This window comes from Pseudomonas sp. B611 (assembly GCF_055407965.1).
Map to the genome: position 1 here is coordinate 1 of NZ_JBUZST010000053.1, position 821 is coordinate 821.

Here is an 821-nt window from a genome sequence, read left to right on the forward strand (position 1 = left end):
TGAACAGTCATCACCTGCACAGGACGTCAGCGTATCGGTGCCCCAGTTCGTTCATCCGAATATTGAAGAGTCAACTAACGGCAACGTAGACCTCACTACATTTGCAGGGGCCGCACTGGCGACAGTGCCCGTCTGGGGCTACGCCGAGTGTTCGAATCTTTGCTGGATGTGGATCACGGGAGAAGACGAGAGCGGCAGCATTTACCGGTTTGACATTTTGCTCGAAGAACCCGTGAAAGAGGACTGGAAGGATCGTGGAGTCGAGGCTTCTATTCCTAGGGCAGAACTGCAAAAGCTGGCCGATTGCAGCGAGTTCGAGCTGCATTTTGCAGTGAGTTTTTGTGGCGCGAGCGGGCAGGAGAATGCTTTCGAGTTTCCTCATGAGTCGTTCAAGATCGCGCAGGAGCTTCTGGTTCTTCCTAAACCTTCGGTGCAGGAAGCCGTTGAAGAGGGCCTGAACCTCTGGAACGCCCGTAATGGCCTCCATGTCGAAGTGAATTACGCCGGAATCAACTCCGCACACACCATCACCGTTTGTTTCGAGAAGCCTGATGGCTCTTGCTGGCCGTTGGCCCCTAAATCGGGTAGTGCCACAGGGCCTGTCATTTTCAAGCTGCCAGCGGATGCAGCGATCGAGAGTAGTGGCAAAACGGTGAAGATCACTTACACCGTGATCACTGCGTGTAAGGTGCAGACGTCTGCGGATTTGAACTTGGAAATCAGCAAGCCTGTGCGCCTGCCGACGCCGGTCGTAGAGGAAGCCACGCCTCGGGCCCAGCAGGGTGGCGTTCTGGATCTACGCACCTTCCCCGGAGATGCGC

Annotated in this window: 1 pseudogene; it reads left to right on the forward strand. The window is 55.7% G+C overall.

Features of this window, described 5'->3' with window-relative positions:
* Positions 1-821 (forward strand): annotated as a pseudogene (locus ACZRMO_RS30240) (hypothetical protein); the annotation flags it as partial.